This is a genomic window from Treponema primitia ZAS-1, from assembly GCF_000297095.1.
GTDB classification, from domain to species: Bacteria; Spirochaetota; Spirochaetia; order Treponematales; family Breznakiellaceae; genus Termitinema; species Termitinema primitia_A.
Genome location: NZ_AEEA01000015.1, coordinates 26,198 through 42,367, shown reverse-complemented (window position 1 = coordinate 42,367; position 16,170 = coordinate 26,198). Strand labels below are relative to the sequence as shown.

Here is a 16,170-nt window from a genome sequence, read left to right as displayed (position 1 = left end):
TCTTGCTTGCCGTTTAAACAGTCCTGTACCAGCTTGTCCAGTTTGGGGAGTTCGTAAAAAATTGAACATACCACATCGCTTAACCGGTCATGCTCGTCCTCTTCCTGCATGAAATAACGCCGGGGTACCTTATCGCTTCCGGGGAAGAGGACGAAATTCAGGAAAAATATTTGATATACCCGGCGTATCTGCTTGTACTGCTCCCCCCGTTTGCCTGCCCGGAAAGCATACGGGCGCCTAAAACGATAGCCCTCACTTTAATGTCGTCGTCGGTGCGTTGGACTTGCATTTCCAAATCCGCCTGTTCGCCATCGTTAAAATAGAGGTGTATGTCCAGGTGGACCGTTTTACCTGTAAGGTACTCCGGGAGGAGTTCGTTGTTCTGAATAGCTAGGGAGGCGACAGGGCGGCCGATACAGGCGGAGAGGAGATGACGCAGGGCATCACGGGAGTCCTCGTTGTCGTCGGTAAAAAGGCTTTTAAAGACAAAATCCGAAAGGATGTCCAGGGGAACGCCTTTCTCTGCGTTTTCCCTGGCCGTACGGCGCAGTTCACCCCAGAAAAAGGGGACCAGGAAAGATAATTTCATAACAGCTCCTTAATGGGCTTACGCCCAGGTTTTAGGCGCGACTTTTCGGCCCGCCGCGTATATAAGAGAGTTATGATGAAAAACGCTTTACCCTGAGGATCGATTTTTTTAAAATTCGTATGGGATGATTTTTGGGGTCAAGTTTAGCCATAGGAAACCGGGCATTGAAAATCCCGGGAAATGCGCATAGAATGATAGACAATGTAATCAGACAAGTTTGAGCAGATGGTCGTCATTGGAGAGGCATATTGCGCCTAAGACGATAGCGGTGGCGGAGATGATGGCATCGGGGGTTAACATCTTTGTACCACGGCGGATGGCGGCGGCAGTGTTCTTTATTGCGGGCAGCAAATTTACTTTATTAAACTTAAGCAGAAAGGTATTAACCTCGTTTATATCAGCCTCAGTCATACCCGGTTTGGACAATGCTTCTATTTCAGTTACTCCGCTTATATACCGTTCATATTCCGGCAGGGTATCAAAAAAAGCGTCTATATCAACCTTGCTATTGAGCTGGTTGATGATGACTGTTGAATCCAAGACATATCTAGGTATTGCCATTTTTAACATCCCAATAGTCCGGCCATTCATCCCGCATTTTGCGGATTTCCGCATTTGTATCAAGATGAGCGCCCCAAGCTTTGCTGTCCTTGAGTATACCGTGCCAATGTTTAAGGGAACGCAGGGAGGGGTCGGCCTTTTCGGCCTCCCTGCGTTGTTCGGCTGCCGCCAGGACTTCCTCCAGAGTGTCGTAACTCGGTTGGACCGTTCCTTTGCCGACCCCTGCCATTGCCGCCGTGACCTGTTCCGCCGTTGGGTGCAGATTGAGGCCGTCCTCGTTGTCCTCGCCGGGGATGATGGGCTTCTGGCTCGCTGCTGGAGCGGGAGCAAAGGTAAGAATAATCGGCCCCACCGGCATTTCCCTCGGTACGTCCACGGTTATACGGTAGCTGGCTGGGTTTTCGATGGTTTTCTGTATAGACATGGTAAGCTCCGATTTCTTAAATCATACCTGAATTATGTCGTTTAGGCAAGGAAACGGAAAACTTTTTCTAATCTCCATAGGGAACCGGGCATTGAAAAACCCCGGAAATGCGCGTATAATAGTAGACAATGTAATAAGGAGGATCTGATGTTTTTTGACCGATTGGCGGACCCGGTGCCGGCGAGCCGCCGCTGTGTTCAGGAAAGTCCCGCTGTTTTTAAAGGCCTTGTTCCCTCTTTTTTTGTGTTCCTGATCCTCGCCTCCTGCGCTTCCGGGCCGAAAACGCCGGTTCAAACTCCGGGATCGCCGGGGCAGGAATTTGCCGCCCTGGCCCCCGGGGGCTTGGCCTATTTTTATACCGATGTTAACCGGGCCCGGCCCATACTGAACCATATTGTCCTGAAAGATGTTGATATGAAACAGACTGCGCGTATTTTACAAAAGGTTGATTTCCTTGCCGGGGCCGTATATCCCAACGGATCTTCCAGGAATATGATTCTCCACGCATGGCGGCAAAAGGGCAAAATTCCCGGCGGTGCGGGCTTGGTTTTTAGTCCCCAGTGGAAAGGGACCCTTTCCCCGACCGGAAAGAAGTACTGGCATTCCTCCCGCGCCGGCCTTTCGGTATCCCTGCAAGGCCCCCATGCCTTTGTCTCCGATGGCGACCCCTTTACCGACGGGCCGCCAATTTCGCTCCCCGAAAACCTGAATGAAATTCGTTGGGAGGCCATTGTGTTAGGGTGGTTGGAACATGCCGGAACCCCGATTAATAATTTCCTCTCCAAAACAGGGATGCCGATTCGTATCCCCACGGAGCGGATACTGTTTGCAATCGCCCAATCCTCAGGGCAGGACCTGGATGACGATGATGCGGAAGCTATCAATAGCGCCGACTCAAGCGTTTTGTACGAATTACAGTTGCGGGTGGAGACACAAAATCCCAACCAGGCCAGGGCTTTGGCGGCTCTTTTATCCTTTGTCCGTGTCCTTACGGAGAGCCCCGATCTCAACGTGGACGCAGAATTTCTCGAAGTTTTGCGTCCCCTCCTGGTGAATCCGCCGAGTCAGGAAGAAGCGGACCTGGTTATCCACACCAGGCCCATGAGCGCCGAGGGTATTGCTTTACTTTTTAACCGTTTTGCAGTATATTCACAGTAATAAGGAACATAATACATGCCCACCTATGAATACGAATGTAAGAGTTGCGGTCATTCTTTTGAAATTATCCAGAGCATGAAGGATGATCCCCTAAAGATTTGTCCCCAGTGCGGCAAGGAAGTACGCCGGGTAATCAACGGCGGCGGGGGCATTATATTTAAAGGCTCCGGCTTTTATGTAACCGATAATTCCAAACGGAGCGGCGGCTCCTCCTCCTCAAAGCCCGCCGCCAAGCCTTCCGAATCTGCATGTGCAGGCTGCGCTAAAGCCGAATCCGGCTGTGCGGGAAACTCCGTTGCAAGTAGCGCGGGAAACTCCGCTGCAAACGCCCAGGCGGTCAACTCCTAGTCATGGGCGCCCGGTTTTTTTGCGAAAATTGCGGCGCCGAGGTTAAACGAAATTCAAAAAGCTGTCCCAAATGCGGACGATCCTTCGCCAACATACTCTGCCCGGCCTGCGGTTTCGAAGGCGAGGAACAGCTCTTTTCCGCCGGCTGCCCCGTCTGCGGCTACACCGCCGATAGCTCCGGTAATACCCCCGTACCCAAGCCGGGAAAACCATCTCCCCCCAAGTTTCCCGCCGGTTCTCTGCCCCTCTGGGCGTATGTCCTGGCAATCCTAGCCTTTGTGGCTGTCCTGGCGATACTTTTAAGGTAATTACAGCAAATTTCCGGATATCGGCGTCCCCCCTCCGCATTTGGTGCAGCAGTAAACCTGTTTCCCATCGACTTGTTTCTGCGCCAGGCCCGTACAGTCTACCCTATAGCCCCGGCGGGATACCAATACTGCGCCGCAGTGCGGGCAAGGGGTGTTGTTTTCCCCCACAATATTGCCGGTGTATACGTAGGAAAGCTGTTCCCGGCCCATGCGGGCGATTTGGGCCAGCGAGGCGGGGCTTGTGGGCGGCGCGTCCCAGCGGTAATCCGGGTGATAGGCGGAAAGGTGCCAAGGGATTTCCCGGGAAAGGCCGGCGATGAATTCCGCGCAGAGCCGGGTTTCAGCATCGCTGTCGTTAAGCCCCGGCACGATAAGGGTGGTTATTTCCAGGTGAACCCCAGCCGCATGGGCCGTTTTAATAAAGCCCAGCGCTGTTCCCAGCTTTCCCCCAAGGACCCTTTCGTAGGTATCGTTGGAAAAACACTTGAGGTCTATGTTGGCGGCGTCCGTTAAAGCCAGGATCTCCGCCGCCGGTTCAGGGTTAATACAGCCGTTGCTGACCAATACATTGGCAATCCCTTCCCTGCGGCACAGGGCCATACAGTCCAGGAGATATTCAATGTGTATAAGCGGCTCAGAATAGGTGTATGCGATCTGGGAGAAACCCCGGTCCCGGGCCAGCTTTACCAGCTCCTCCGGAGAAAGCCGACGGCCCGGAACATCGGTACTTTGGGAAATAGTAAAGTTCTGGCAGAAAGGGCAGTGGAGGTTGCAGCCCGCAAAGCCCAGGGACAGGATCGAGGAACCCGGGCGGAAGTGGTAGAGGGGTTTCTTTTCGATAGGGTCCTCGGCCAGGGCGGTAATATAGCCATAGAAGGGGAGGGCGGGAAGCCCTTCCCGGTTTTGCCGCACACCGCAGCGGCCGAAAGCGCCCGGGGGTATCCTGCATTGTCGTGGACAGAGCAGGCACTCCGCTCCGCTAAAGTACCGGGGCGCTGGAAGAGCCACGGCTCAGCGCTTATTTCCCCGGAGGAAATGTTCCCGCAGATCCTTGGTTTTATTGGCAAAATGGAGGGGATCATCCACCTCGAAAGGTTCAAGGATTACCCCATGGGCGCCCTTGCGTATCCAAATCTTTGCCAGGGGCGCCGCCTCTCCGGCTTCGGTAACCGCTGCCTGAACATTTTCCATGTAGAGTATATCCTCTGTCTTAAACTCAATGATCCGCGGATTATCCCCCAGGGGATCGTACATAAGGATGAATTTATTTGCCTCAGAAGGATGCTGCCGGGGGTATCCCATGAAGGGGACGCCATTTTTGGGCGCTCCTCCCCCGGCGTATTTTACAATCTCGTTCAGGGGTAATGTTTCCAGATAACTGATTATGCTCATAGCTCACCTCGTTTTATAACTATAAATCCTATAGCCCGAAGCTTCAAGTTGTATAAATCCCTATTTTAGATTACCATGCTTTTCAACAGGGGGTTATCATGGCGGTAGTGGACGGGAATCTTGGGGCCTATATATTTCAAGGGGCTAACCTGATATTGCCCGAAGATGTGGAAGATTCGGCGGCCTTTCATTCCCATTCCCCCTCCCGTATTTTTGATGCATTCGGCGGCCCCGCAGCCTGGCCTTCCGCAGGGTATCTTGAGATACCCAGAGTGGATGGATCGGGTACATTGACAGGGTTTATGCTGGATAAGGAGGATACGCTGCCCAAAGGCTGGCGGAGTGTTCCCATACGGCAGGCCCTGGCCGTTGCAGCCGGAAGTATGGTGAGCCCCAGCAGTCCCGAAGGTCTTCTTTTCAGGGCCTACCATGTTATGCAGTGGCGGAGGGAGTCCGCCTATTGCGGCAGCTGCGGCAGCCTTAACAGGGATTCCCCCACCGAACATCTTGCCAGGCAATGTCCGGTCTGTGGCAGAATGGAGTTCCCCCGCATCTCGCCGGCGGTTATCGTACTCATCACCAATGACAAAGACCAGGTACTCCTCGCCCACAACGCCAATTTTGTCGATAGGGTGTACAGTTTGATTGCGGGGTTTGTTGAGGCTGGGGAAAATCTGGAATCCACCATCCTACGGGAAATTAAGGAGGAAGTTAACATTGATGTCGATAGGATACAATACGCAGCTTCCCAACCCTGGCCCTTTCCCAACTCTCTGATGCTTGGTTTTACCGCCCACTATGTAAGCGGGGAACTCAAGTCTGATGGAAAAGAAATCCTTGACGCCCAGTGGTTTTCCCGGGATACGCTCCCCAATCTTCCCGGCAACGGTTCTGTTGCCCGCCTGCTCATAAACCGGTGGCTCGGGGCCTAAGTTTACTCTTTTTTCTCGGCTAAATCTATAATCTCGGTTTCCCAGCCCCCATCGGGAAGATGGGTCGAATGGACATACAGAACAAGCTCCTGGCCCCGTTCAAAACCAAGGGTTTTTTCGCTCTCAAAACGCTGGAGCTTGTCCTCAGTATCCTGGACGGCTACACTGTTTGCTGCCTGGAGCAGAAATTTAACGTTCAGCTTAAACCGTTCCGTATCGTCCCGTTCTTTGACATCCCCCGCCGCTTTATAATCCGCGAGACTGATTTCCTTATATTGGGTCTTATTGATATTCTGCGCATAAACCGCGTTAAAAGCGATTCCAAAAATAACAATTAATACTGCCAGACGTTTCATGCTATTCCTCCTCAGTTTGTTATAATACCAGCTTAGTAATAAATCGCACCATATTTTGGATTGATCCTCACTGCTTGATGATAATCGATCCGGGCCTGATCGTACAAGCCCTTTTGCGAGTAGGCATTACCCCGGTTGATATAGGCCAGGGCATAATTTGGATTGAGTATAATGGCATGGGTAAAGTCCTCAATGGCGAGATCGTACTCGCCAAGATTGGTATAGCTTACCCCCCGGTGTCTAAAAACCACCGCCAGATTCGGTCTGAGCTTGATAGCTTCATTATAATCCGTCAGGGCCCGTCTATATTCTCCCATATTATTGTAGGCAAGCCCCCGGTTGGCATAGGACTTGGCCAGATCCGGCCCGTAACTTAGGTTGATGTCCAATACGCGGGTATAATCTTCCAGCCCACGGTTCGTATAGCCTATGTCGTAATAAATATTTCCCCGGTTGATATATGCCTCTGCATAATTCGGATTTATCCTGATAGCCTGGTTATAATCTGCGGCTGCCTTGTCGTATTCACCCCGGTTGGCGTAGGCGTTACCCCGGCTGCCGTAGGCCATGGCGTAGCTCGGGGAAAGCCGGATCGCCTGGTCATAGTCGCTGATGGCCCGTTCGTACTCCCCCTTCTGCACCCAGGCGTCTCCCCGGTTCCGGTAGGCCTTAGCATACCCCGGATCGATGAGTATGGCCTGGCTGAAATCGCTCAGGGCCCGTTCATAGTCTCCCCGCTCAATATGGAGCAGCCCCCGGTTGTTATACGCAAAGGTATAGTTCGGTTTAAGCCGAATCGCCTCGGTAAAGTCCGCCAGCGCCCAGACCTGTTCACCCTTAACGGCGTAGGCGGAACCCCGGTTGTTGTAAGCCTCGGGTAAATTGGGGTTAAGCCGTATTGCCTGGTTGTAATACCCAATTGCCGAATCGTAGTTTTTCTGATCCGCATAGAGTATACCCCGGTTAATATACTCATTATAACTGAGGTTATCGGCGAAAAGGTTTTCTGAAGTGAAAAGGAACAACAGCATTACTGATAAAAACAGGGAAACTAATTTACTCATTCTCATCATCCTATAATTCCTCCTTAACCGTTTTTCCCTTACCGTCCCAGGGGAGAGTAGAGGTACCTGAAATAATCCATGTCCGTAGAGAGGGTCTTGTCAAAGTTGGGGATGGTTGTCCGGTAGGATTCCACCGCCCGCCAAAAGTCGAAAAAGCTTTGGTCCCGGGTATAGGCGTCGGCGTAGATCCTTGTGGCTTCCGCATCGGCGGTTCCCCGGATAACCTCGGCCTTTTCGTAGGCCGCGGAAAGGATAGACCGGCGCTCATTGTCCATACGGCCCATCCACTCAGCCTTTTTCCCTTCGCCGTCGGACCGGAAGGCCTGGGCTATCTGGTTCCGTTCCTTGATCATCCTGGCGTAGACGCTCTGGGTCAGTTCATCGGAGTAGCGGATCTGCCGGGTTACCACGTCGATAAGTTCAATGCCGTACTCGGGGACCATTCTGCGGGATCGCTGCAGGATCTCCTCCGCCAACTGACGGCGGCCGCGCTGTATGGGTTCCTTGCTGCCGGAAGACTGGATCAGGGTGGGAAGCTCCGATTCGTCAATGCCGTCCCCAATACCAAGGCTGTCGGCGGTCTCGGGCTGTTCCAGGATAAGGTTGGAATTCCGTACCGTTTCCCGCAGGTAGTTTTCGGCCACCACGGTCCGCACTTCGGAATCGATAACCTCCGCCAGCTTGGAATAGGCGCCGCTGATGGTGGAGATGGATTCGTAGAATTTCTGCGGGTCCGCTATCCGCCACCGGGCGATAACATCAACCCAGATATACTGTTTCTCCCGGGTGGGCATACTTTTCTGCTCCCCATCCCAGGCCATGATCCGTTTGGGGTAGCGTACCACCTCTTCAATAAAGGGGATCTTTACATGGAGTCCCGCCTCGGTAACCACATTTACCAGCCGGCCCATCTGAACGATGACCGCCTGTTCACCCTCGTCAATGACATAGAGGGGACCCGCCCAGATAACTCCGATTATTATTACTGCGATGACTATGGGTACGAAAAGTGACTTTCTCATTAACGGCCTCCCTGGGAGGCGCGGGAAGCGCGTTCTGCGTTTAGATCCCGCAGGGGCAGGAAGTTGTTAAAGTTCCGGTCTATGATCACCGTTTCCGTATCATCCTTGAACACATCTTCTATCATTTCGTAGTAAAGCCGCCGGCGGGTTACATCCGGAGCCCTGCGGTATTCCTCGTACACCGAATTGAAACGGGACACGTCGCCGTTGGCCCGGTTAACCCGCTCCGACGCATAGCCCTGGGCTATCTGGACCAGGCGGTCCGCCTCGCCCTTGGCCCGGGGGATCTCCGCGTTATAGGCCTGCTGGCCTTCGTTTATAAGCCGGTTCTGATCCTGCTCGGCCTTGTTCACATCGTCAAAGGCCTCCTGAACCCCGGCGGGGGGATCGATATTCTGGAGTTTTACGGCGATCACATCGATACCCAAGCCGTAACCCCGGAAGGTTTCGTTCATAAAAGCGGTGGCCTCGGATTCGATGGTACTCCGCTGGCTGCCCATGATGTCCATGATGGCCCGATCTCCCACCAGCATATTGATGGCCGACCGGGAAACATCCCGGATGGTTTCGGTTCGTTCCATTACGTTGAACACCCAGGCCTTCGGGTCGGTGATACGGTACTGGATAATCCACTCCACCTCAATAATATTGAGGTCCCCGGTGAGCATGGTCGATTCCCCGGTAAGGTTAGAGTAGGTGGAACTGACGCCGCTTTTCAGAGTCCGAAACCCGAACTGTTCGGTCTGTACGGAGGTGACATTCACGATGTACTGCTTGTCTATGCCAAAGGGCAGGCGGATATGGAGCCCCGGCCCGCTGATGTTGTGGAACTTCCCGAACCGGGTTATGACCGATTCTTCGGTCTGGTCCACAATATAAACGCTGGTGCCCAATAATGCTACCACCAGGATCCCCACGGCAATCAAAATAACCGTTAGGGGATTCAAAAACTTCGACACCATTCCTGGCGTTACATTCTGCATAAGTGCTACTTCCTTTCGGTCAGATTCTGAGCATTGAGAACGACCGCCTGACCATCGGTGTTCTGAGTAACAAGTACATCATCATGGAAGGTCACCGTAGCAAAGGGATGCACCGTGACGCTTGACCGTGCCTGGCGGGCAAGGCTTGTGTTATACCGGCCTAAGAAGAGGCCCTCCGCAGAAACCGTGAAGGCGTAGATATCCGAACCGTTCACCCAGAGGAGACTCCGGGGGTGGATATCGTCGTCCCCCTGTGCGGCCATCTCCAGGGTAGCGGGGTTGATCTCCACCAGCCGTATGGCGCTGTTTCCCCGGTTTTCCCCGGCCACCGCCAGGATTTTCCCGTCAATAAGGGTGAGGGTCCGGGCATTGATGCTGTTCATGGCGGAAGATTTAAGTACCTCCGCTGAATCGGCCGCAAGCCGTACAAGCCGTCCCAGGGCGGAATCGGCGTTTAAGAGGTTCATCCCCAGTATTCCTGTGGGCTCCTGGGCGGCTTCCTGGTTGATAATGCCCTGCTGATCCTGGGCTATTTCCTGCCGTTCCGCCTGGGCTTCGGCGGATTTCTGTTCCGCAAATTCCTCGGACTTTTGGGCTTCTTCCCGCTTCTCTTCCAGCGCCTCTTCCCGCTGGGCTAACTCCTCTTCCTTTTCGTCAGAGGCGGCTTCCCGGGCGGCAAGTTCATCCTCAGTTTTCTTCGCTTCATCTTCCGTTATCTTACCGGCTTCCTTGTCCTCCTGGACCTGCTTCCGGTCTTCTTCGATCTGCTTTCGCTCCTCGGCGTTTTGCTGCCGGTCCTGGACAATGGCCTGTTCTTCCTTAACCACATCCCGCCGTTGTTCCGCAGCCTTCTGTTCCGCCTGGTCGGCTTCCCGTTCTTTGATATCAACCATATCACGCCGCGGGGGAATGCCCCGGTCGTCGTCCTGGCGCAGTTCGTCGATCACCTCGCCCTCGGTCAGGGTACTGGTATCAATGGCGCTGAGGGAACCGGCCAGGGCGGTTTGGAGGGGAATCACTATTAGTGCGTTTCCCGGCCACTGGTCATAGCGGGTGGAAAGCCCTACTTTTTCCGGGGTCAGGTTTCCGATTACCGGTGTTTTGTACTTCGAGTTCCAGAACTCCCATTTCCCGCGGAATACCGCATTGTAAATGGTGATAAACTGGGCCAGGGTGGCGGCATCCCGCTCGCTGTATGCGTAAGCCCCTTCAAGGTAGCCCTGGATGATCAGCCGGAGGTTGCGTATATGATCTACCCCTACATTAAGCCCGAGTCCCAAAATATCAGCGTCAAGCTTCGTCCCCTCGGGATCGCTCACCGAGTGGATCACAAAATAACGGCTGCCGGCCCCGGTGTTGGAGGCGCCGGACCGAACAGCCTGGCCTAGGGCAAACCCGATACTCCGGATCTGCGCCCGGGTTTCGATACGGCTCTGGGGTCCTTCATAGTTAATGAATTCCACCGGTTCCTGCCCCGCCGACAATTCTCCGGAATCAACCTGCGGGAAGAGGGACGCCAAGGGAACCAGGGCCAATATCAGGGTACATAAGCATATATATCTATGCGGGAACATATAACCACTCCTCGGATTCATCGAACCCGGACCAAAGGTCCAGGCTCTCTTTTCCTTATAGTATGGTGGGAAAATGGATTGTTTACAATAGCGCCTACGTTCCCGGCTTAGTAATAGAGGGAGTGGAGTTCCTTGCGGGCTACGGCTTGGGCAAAGCTTGGGCCCAGGCTGGCCAGGGCGGTCAGGAGCCGGGTTCCGGTTTCGCTTAAGGGGGGGCCGGAAAAGCGGCAGAGGGAGCCCGTGGCTACAGCTATGGCGGCCATGAGACGCTCGTCCCTGGTGGGGGCTAGGGGGAAGATTAGGTAGGTAAAGGCGGTAAAGGCAGTTCCCTCGGGATCAACCCCGATATAACCGATAGCCTCCGCTGCGGTGGATTTGACCACGGAGTCCGGGTCGTTGCGGCAGAGATCCGCCAGGAAGGGTACGGTTTCCCGGGAGCCGATATAGGATAGGAGCCGAGCCGCTTCCACCCGATAATGAACATGGACCAGGGGATGGAGCAGAGACTGGTTCATCGGGGCCTCCGCCAAGCTTCCGGCTACTTCCATCAGGTAGGCTGTGTAGTCCCGTTCACGGGCCCCCACCTGGCCGTTCCGTATGGCGGTGGAGATGAGAGCAAGCCGTTCACCCATTACCGCCGGTTCATACCGGTCATTGTCCGCAGCCCAGGGCGAAGGCCGGGGATCGCCGTTACTGTAGCTGCCCTCAGCCGCCGGCCCGTAGATGGACTGTTTCCGGATTTTAACCGTATCCTCCATATGGTAGGCATAGAGAACCCAGTCGCTGCCCCCGGAGTAGAGTATTCCCTCATCGGAAAAGGCCGGAGGGCTTGCCGTTCCCTGGGTCGGTAGGGTCCAGAGCTGCTTCCCGTCGATCCCATATCCGGCGGCGCCGTTCCTGGTGAGGGCGTAGATTCCCCGCTCATCGTAGAGCAGGGATGTGTTTGCGGCAGCTTCGGGGGAACTGTCCCCGGTGGGGCTGTCCACGGACCAGAGGGCCCGTCCTCGGCTGGAAAAGAGGAGTACCTTACCGTTTGCCATGGCGGCCCCAATGGTGTCCTCCCGGTTTACCGCCGCCAGCGGGGCGGAACCAAGGCTGGGAAAGCTTGCAGCAAAGGCGCTTTCCCCGTCGTTGTACCAGCGTATCGATTCGGCCTGACCGTTTTTATATATCACCAGCACGGTCTGCTCATCCCCGCGGAATACCGGGGGCCGTCGTGCGGCGGCTTCTTCAGCGGCCCGTGTCTTTTCAGCGGCGTTTAGGGCGGCAACAACCGCAGCCTCCTCAGCGCTTTTGGCGGCGGTCTGGGCTCCGTTATTTGCGGGGGCGGCTGCAGCGGCGGCGGCGGCCCTATCGGCGGCCTCCTTAGCCCGGATTGCGGCGGCTTTGGCTTCGGCGGCAAGCTTGGCGGCCTCTTCGGCAGCGGCCTTCACGATATCCACGGCAGCCCTGGAGGCGCCGGGGGCCAGCAGCTTTGCGGCCGCGGCATCCAGGGGAAGAACGGCGGCGGGTACTTCGTTCAGCCGCCGGGATATAACATTTCCGTAGGGACCCAGGATAAGGAGCTGCCCGTCACTGCGGACCGTGAGGAGACCCCCCAGCTTATCCGGCTGGGGCTTAAGGGCAAGGGCGCCGTTCAGGGGCTTCGACCAGAGCAGAAACCCCGAGGCGGTATAACAGGCGATTTGGGTAGCCGTGGGAACGAAGATACGCCCATCCCAGCCCACCAGAACCGGCGCTGTGATGGGGCTTCCCAGGCTGACCCGCCATACTTCCCGGCCTATCCGGTTTAGGGCGATAAGGAGCCCGTTGGTTCGGCATACATAACTGGTCCCTTCCGGTGATCTGGTGAGGTAGGGGCTTAGCCGGCCCCGGGCGTTGAAGCTCCAAAGGTGGATCCCCTGGCGGCTGTAGGCTTCCACAGTTCCCCCATCGCAGATCGCCACCACCGACTCCGCCTGGGCTGCGGGAGCGCCGATCACCGCCCCCCCCAAGGCTTGACGCCAAGCGGGCGCCTGCTGGGCCCCAAGGGCCGGGGACAAAAGGCCGAGGACGGCGCAGAAAAGGAAGAGCTGGGTTTTTGGGTTCATAATACAGTATCGGAAGTTTACTACAATTTTTGTTAGGCTTTTAAAAAAGGCCCTGGCATGAGCCAGGGCCTTTGGGTTCAATCTAAAGTTCCTTCAAAAAACTAGGGTTCAAGATGATACCCGTCATAGGTGAGTACCGTAGGCACGCCCTCCCGGATATGAACGGCTTTCCAGAAGTACAGTGTCTTCCCCCCGTACCAATGGTCATCCTTGGCTGAACGGACAGCAATACGGTAGAGCCCCGGTTTTAGGTTGAAAGTTATCGAACTATTTTGCGGTACACCGAATACTTTTTCGACCTTCTTATTAACAACCATATCACCATTCCAGTTACTAAACAAACCTTCATTAATAGCAGACTGCGGCGGTACGTGTTGGTTCATCGAAAGGACATTCGGTATTTTGTCGGATCTCGGTGAACCTTTTTTGTTTGATGGGTATGGTTTTCCTGCTAGTAGTGTATCGCTCTGTGGCATATAGCCTTCTCTCCAGTCAATGTATGCAGTATAAAGCCCTAAATTAATGTCGGTTAAAGCAACCACTTTTTCAGCTTCGGCGTAATTGGTGATAAGCACCCGCTCAATTGGTATATGGCCCTTCGTGCTTTCACGGTTAACAATAGTTACCGAACCCACGGAGTCCGGGTTATCCCGCAGTGCCGTCGGCGTGGTGTACTCCGGATATGTCTCCCAGGTTGTATCCTTAAAGCTGACGATGGTCAAAACATCAATGTAGGTATTTATCGTTATGCGCTCATGATAAACTACCTTGGAGGTACCGGAGCTGTGATAAACATGGATATACATTTCCCCGGGCGGGACTTCCATTTCCTCGGTATACGCGTTGGTCCCGAGGTGGGTGGAAGAATTGTGGAGCAGGTTGCGCACAGCGGATTTTGTCATGTCCGTCTGCCCTTTGAGGGGCGTCACGTCCCCGTAGTCAAACCAGGGCTGATTACCATGGGCAGCATCAGCCGGATGAAGCGTATCATCCGTTGAACGATTGGTGGCTAACACCGCATAGATTTTATTTTTGCCCGTATTCACTACCTTTAAATATGCCCATTTATGCGGAGTAGCTACAGGCCCTGTTATTTTGCCTTTGTTGTTGGGGTCGTTCGAGTTATCTATCTCGCCCGTATTGTCTGTCACGACAGACGGCGGGTTTGTACCGATAACAACGGTATTTTTAGGCTCGTTGACCCAATCGGCCGGGTCGCCAGGATCAAGATCATTGTTGGAAGCGTTGTACCACCAGGGATTGCCCGGCCCTATTGGCTTTGTTGGATCGTAATACCCCATACGCACCTTATAGCTTCCCGCTGAAGGGACTTCGTAGTAATAGGTTTCGCCAAAGGCAAGGGGGGGATTGATAAATACCAGGCCGCTGGGGTTTGGAACCATAGGGGTCTGGGCGATGCCGGGCACCTGGTACACGTTAATTACATTAATGTACGTGCCCGGATATTGATTAATGACGATTATATGATAGGTACTGGGCTGGGTATCCACAATCCTGTCAACAGGCTCGTTGACCCAATCGGCCGGGTCATTAGGATCAGCATCATTGTTGGAGGCGTTGAACCACTCGGGATTGCCCGGCCCTATTGGCTTTGTTTCATCGTAGTACCCCACACGCACCTTATAGCTTCCCTTTGAAGGTACCTGGTGGTAATAGGTTTCGCCATAGGCAAGGGGATCGATAAATACTAAGCCGCTGGGGTTTGGAACCATAGGGGTCTGGGCGGTGCCAGGCACCTGATACACATTGATTACATTAATCGTCTTGCCCGAGTATTTATTTTCGACGGCTATAAAATAGGCGCCAGGCTGTTTCTCCCCGGTGTTCTTTCCGGGATTATTTTCCCCCGTCGAATAATCCGTGGAGTTATCCTTGTTTGTTTCCTTAAAATTAGGATCATTCCCCACAGTTATCACATCTCCCGGTTCCGTCCAGCTGGCCGGGTGATCCGGGTCGGTATCGTCACTGGGGGAGTTATACCAGAACGGGTTGCCCGGCCCCTTTGGCTTGGATGGATCGTAGAACCCCATCCGTACCTTGTATTCGCCGGTGGTGGGGACCTTGTAGTAGTAGGTATCCCCAAAGTTAAGGGGAGGCGTAACTACTATCCCCGTGGGGTTCGGGGCCAGCGTGGTAGTATTGTTGGGGGCGCTGCCGGGCACCTGGTACACGTTGATTGCATTAACAATCGTGTCTTTGTACTGATTTTTGACGATTATGTAATAGGAGCCTGTTGTTTCAGCCGGAGGGGTAGTCCCGGTAGTCCCGCCGCCGCTATTACCACCCTCGGATTTCAATTCTACCTTGGATGTTTTTCCCTCTTCTACAAGATTTTCACTTTTCCCAAGCCATGAAGGATTTTGATTACCCCCTTTATAGCCTAATTCAACCTTATAGCTTCCGGCGGGGAGGGTTAAAATGATAGACTGCTCCTTTTCAAGCTGCGGATCCAGGGTAAAGGTTAGTTCGTTCGTGGGGTTTTCCAAACTGATTGCAGGTAAATTTTCGGTAGAACCGTCAGGCCAGGCGAAATAGGTTACTTTTATTATGTCAAGCGGGTAGTTACTGTTATTTATAACTTCCAGGTACCCCAGGCCAGGGTAAGGCCTTTGGGTGGTAGTTTCGTCGGTCCCCCCGCCGTCGGTTCCCTTATTGGGAGAAACGGGGTTATCAGGATTCCATTCGTCGTAATTAGGGTCATACTTGGGATCACTCGAATCGTTATGCCCGCCGGTCTTCCACCATAAGGGGGGCTTGAAATTATCCGTGGTATCCAAGGTTTTACCTACCGGGTCGTCGGTGATTGACTCAATGGCAAGAGTCTCTACGCTTGAATAATGGACGCCATCTTCACTGATGGATACCTCGTAGTCTCCGGCGGGAAGGGAAAGTACTTTTTCTTCCCCGGTCCCAACATTTGCGGGGATGACTTTATAAGTCTCATCGGGGTATTTGACCCGGATAAAATGGATGGTTTGACCTTCCGTGGTGTTTTTAATCGTTAGTTTGCCGTTATCCTCAGGGGGTAGAGTCTCATAGATAATTTCCCCGGGTTTCGTAACGACGACGGTTTCTGTCTTTATGAGATCAGACAAATCGACCGCTCCACCCAAGCCGTTTTCACAGGAAATAAAAGTCCCGACGGCGAGAGCCATGCCGAAAATAGCCAGCAACAAACCAACCTTTGGTTTGTTCTCCAGAGCGTAGGACAAAAAATTCTTTCTTTTCATAGATACTCCTTCTTTTTAATAATCAGGCTTAGGCAGTACAGGCATTTTTAATGAATTTATATATACTATAACACAAATAATATAATATTCCACTTTATGCTAGAGCTATTCGATATTT

15 protein-coding genes and 1 pseudogene are annotated in these 16,170 nt (G+C 53.6%); 4 read left to right on the top strand and 12 right to left on the bottom strand.

Features of this window, described 5'->3' with window-relative positions:
- The 3 genes and pseudogenes from TPRIMZ1_RS0101500 to TPRIMZ1_RS0101490 form a co-directional block, all read right to left on the bottom strand.
- Nucleotides 1-589 (bottom strand): annotated as a pseudogene (locus TPRIMZ1_RS0101500) (Rpn family recombination-promoting nuclease/putative transposase); the annotation flags it as partial.
- A 207-nt stretch (nt 590-796) separates the two neighbouring features.
- A complete protein-coding gene (locus TPRIMZ1_RS0101495) occupies nt 797-1,150 on the bottom strand; it encodes a PIN domain-containing protein (RefSeq protein WP_010253687.1) in 354 nt (117 codons plus the stop codon).
- Nucleotides 1,137-1,574, bottom strand: a complete 438-nt coding sequence (locus TPRIMZ1_RS0101490) for a hypothetical protein (RefSeq protein WP_010253685.1) — start codon at nt 1,572-1,574, stop codon at nt 1,137-1,139. Before TPRIMZ1_RS0101490 ends, TPRIMZ1_RS0101495 begins: the two co-directional genes overlap by 14 nt.
- A gap of 147 nt (nt 1,575-1,721) precedes the next feature.
- Between TPRIMZ1_RS0101490 and TPRIMZ1_RS0101485 the strand changes: the two genes are divergently transcribed.
- From TPRIMZ1_RS0101485 to TPRIMZ1_RS0101475, 3 genes are read left to right on the top strand one after another with little or no spacing between them, the layout of a single operon-like run.
- Complete coding sequence (locus tag TPRIMZ1_RS0101485) at nt 1,722-2,732, top strand: hypothetical protein (protein ID WP_010253683.1); 1,011 nt, start codon at nt 1,722-1,724, stop codon at nt 2,730-2,732.
- 15 nt (nt 2,733-2,747) lie between these two features.
- Nucleotides 2,748-3,080: an FmdB family zinc ribbon protein gene (locus TPRIMZ1_RS0101480; RefSeq protein WP_010253681.1), complete on the top strand. Its 333-nt coding sequence runs from the start codon at nt 2,748-2,750 to the stop codon at nt 3,078-3,080.
- Nucleotides 3,081-3,082: 2 nt separating this feature from the next.
- The gene (locus TPRIMZ1_RS0101475; protein ID WP_010253679.1) at nt 3,083-3,388 is read left to right on the top strand and encodes a zinc ribbon domain-containing protein; all 306 of its coding nucleotides are present in this window, start codon (nt 3,083-3,085) and stop codon (nt 3,386-3,388) included.
- On the opposite strand, the gene amrS is transcribed toward TPRIMZ1_RS0101475, so the two are convergent.
- Both amrS and TPRIMZ1_RS0101465 read right to left on the bottom strand, forming a co-directional pair.
- The gene (gene amrS, locus TPRIMZ1_RS18240; RefSeq protein WP_081503600.1) at nt 3,389-4,396 is read right to left on the bottom strand and encodes an AmmeMemoRadiSam system radical SAM enzyme; all 1,008 of its coding nucleotides are present in this window, start codon (nt 4,394-4,396) and stop codon (nt 3,389-3,391) included.
- Nucleotides 4,397-4,399: 3 nt separating this feature from the next.
- Nucleotides 4,400-4,780, bottom strand: coding sequence for a hypothetical protein (locus TPRIMZ1_RS0101465; protein ID WP_010253674.1), 381 nt, complete (start codon nt 4,778-4,780; stop codon nt 4,400-4,402).
- 98 nt (nt 4,781-4,878) lie between these two features.
- Between TPRIMZ1_RS0101465 and nudC the strand changes: the two genes are divergently transcribed.
- Complete coding sequence (gene nudC, locus TPRIMZ1_RS19615; protein WP_010253672.1) at nt 4,879-5,712, top strand: NAD(+) diphosphatase; 834 nt, start codon at nt 4,879-4,881, stop codon at nt 5,710-5,712.
- A 2-nt stretch (nt 5,713-5,714) separates the two neighbouring features.
- On the opposite strand, the gene TPRIMZ1_RS0101455 is transcribed toward nudC, so the two are convergent.
- The 7 genes from TPRIMZ1_RS0101455 to TPRIMZ1_RS0101425 form a co-directional block, all read right to left on the bottom strand.
- Nucleotides 5,715-6,068: a hypothetical protein gene (locus TPRIMZ1_RS0101455; RefSeq protein WP_010253669.1), complete on the bottom strand. Its 354-nt coding sequence runs from the start codon at nt 6,066-6,068 to the stop codon at nt 5,715-5,717.
- 32 nt (nt 6,069-6,100) lie between these two features.
- Entirely contained in the window at nt 6,101-7,132 is a 1,032-nt protein-coding gene (locus tag TPRIMZ1_RS0101450; protein WP_010253665.1) for a tetratricopeptide repeat protein, read from the bottom strand.
- Between the two features lie 38 nt (nt 7,133-7,170).
- Nucleotides 7,171-8,154 (bottom strand): protease modulator HflC, encoded by a 984-nt coding sequence (hflC, locus tag TPRIMZ1_RS0101445; RefSeq protein ID WP_010253662.1) that lies wholly within the window; start codon nt 8,152-8,154, stop codon nt 7,171-7,173.
- A complete protein-coding gene (hflK, locus tag TPRIMZ1_RS18230; RefSeq protein ID WP_010253659.1) occupies nt 8,154-9,137 on the bottom strand; it encodes an FtsH protease activity modulator HflK in 984 nt (327 codons plus the stop codon). Before hflK ends, hflC begins: the two co-directional genes overlap by 1 nt.
- 5 nt (nt 9,138-9,142) lie before the next feature.
- A complete protein-coding gene (locus tag TPRIMZ1_RS0101435; protein ID WP_010253657.1) occupies nt 9,143-10,711 on the bottom strand; it encodes a P83/100 family protein in 1,569 nt (522 codons plus the stop codon).
- Nucleotides 10,712-10,818: 107 nt separating this feature from the next.
- On the bottom strand, nt 10,819-12,801 hold the full coding sequence (locus tag TPRIMZ1_RS0101430; RefSeq protein ID WP_100216991.1) for a PQQ-binding-like beta-propeller repeat protein: 1,983 nt from the start codon (nt 12,799-12,801) through the stop codon (nt 10,819-10,821).
- A 101-nt stretch (nt 12,802-12,902) separates the two neighbouring features.
- Nucleotides 12,903-16,052 (bottom strand): hypothetical protein, encoded by a 3,150-nt coding sequence (locus TPRIMZ1_RS0101425; protein ID WP_010253650.1) that lies wholly within the window; start codon nt 16,050-16,052, stop codon nt 12,903-12,905.
- Nucleotides 16,053-16,170: the final 118 nt, after the last annotated feature.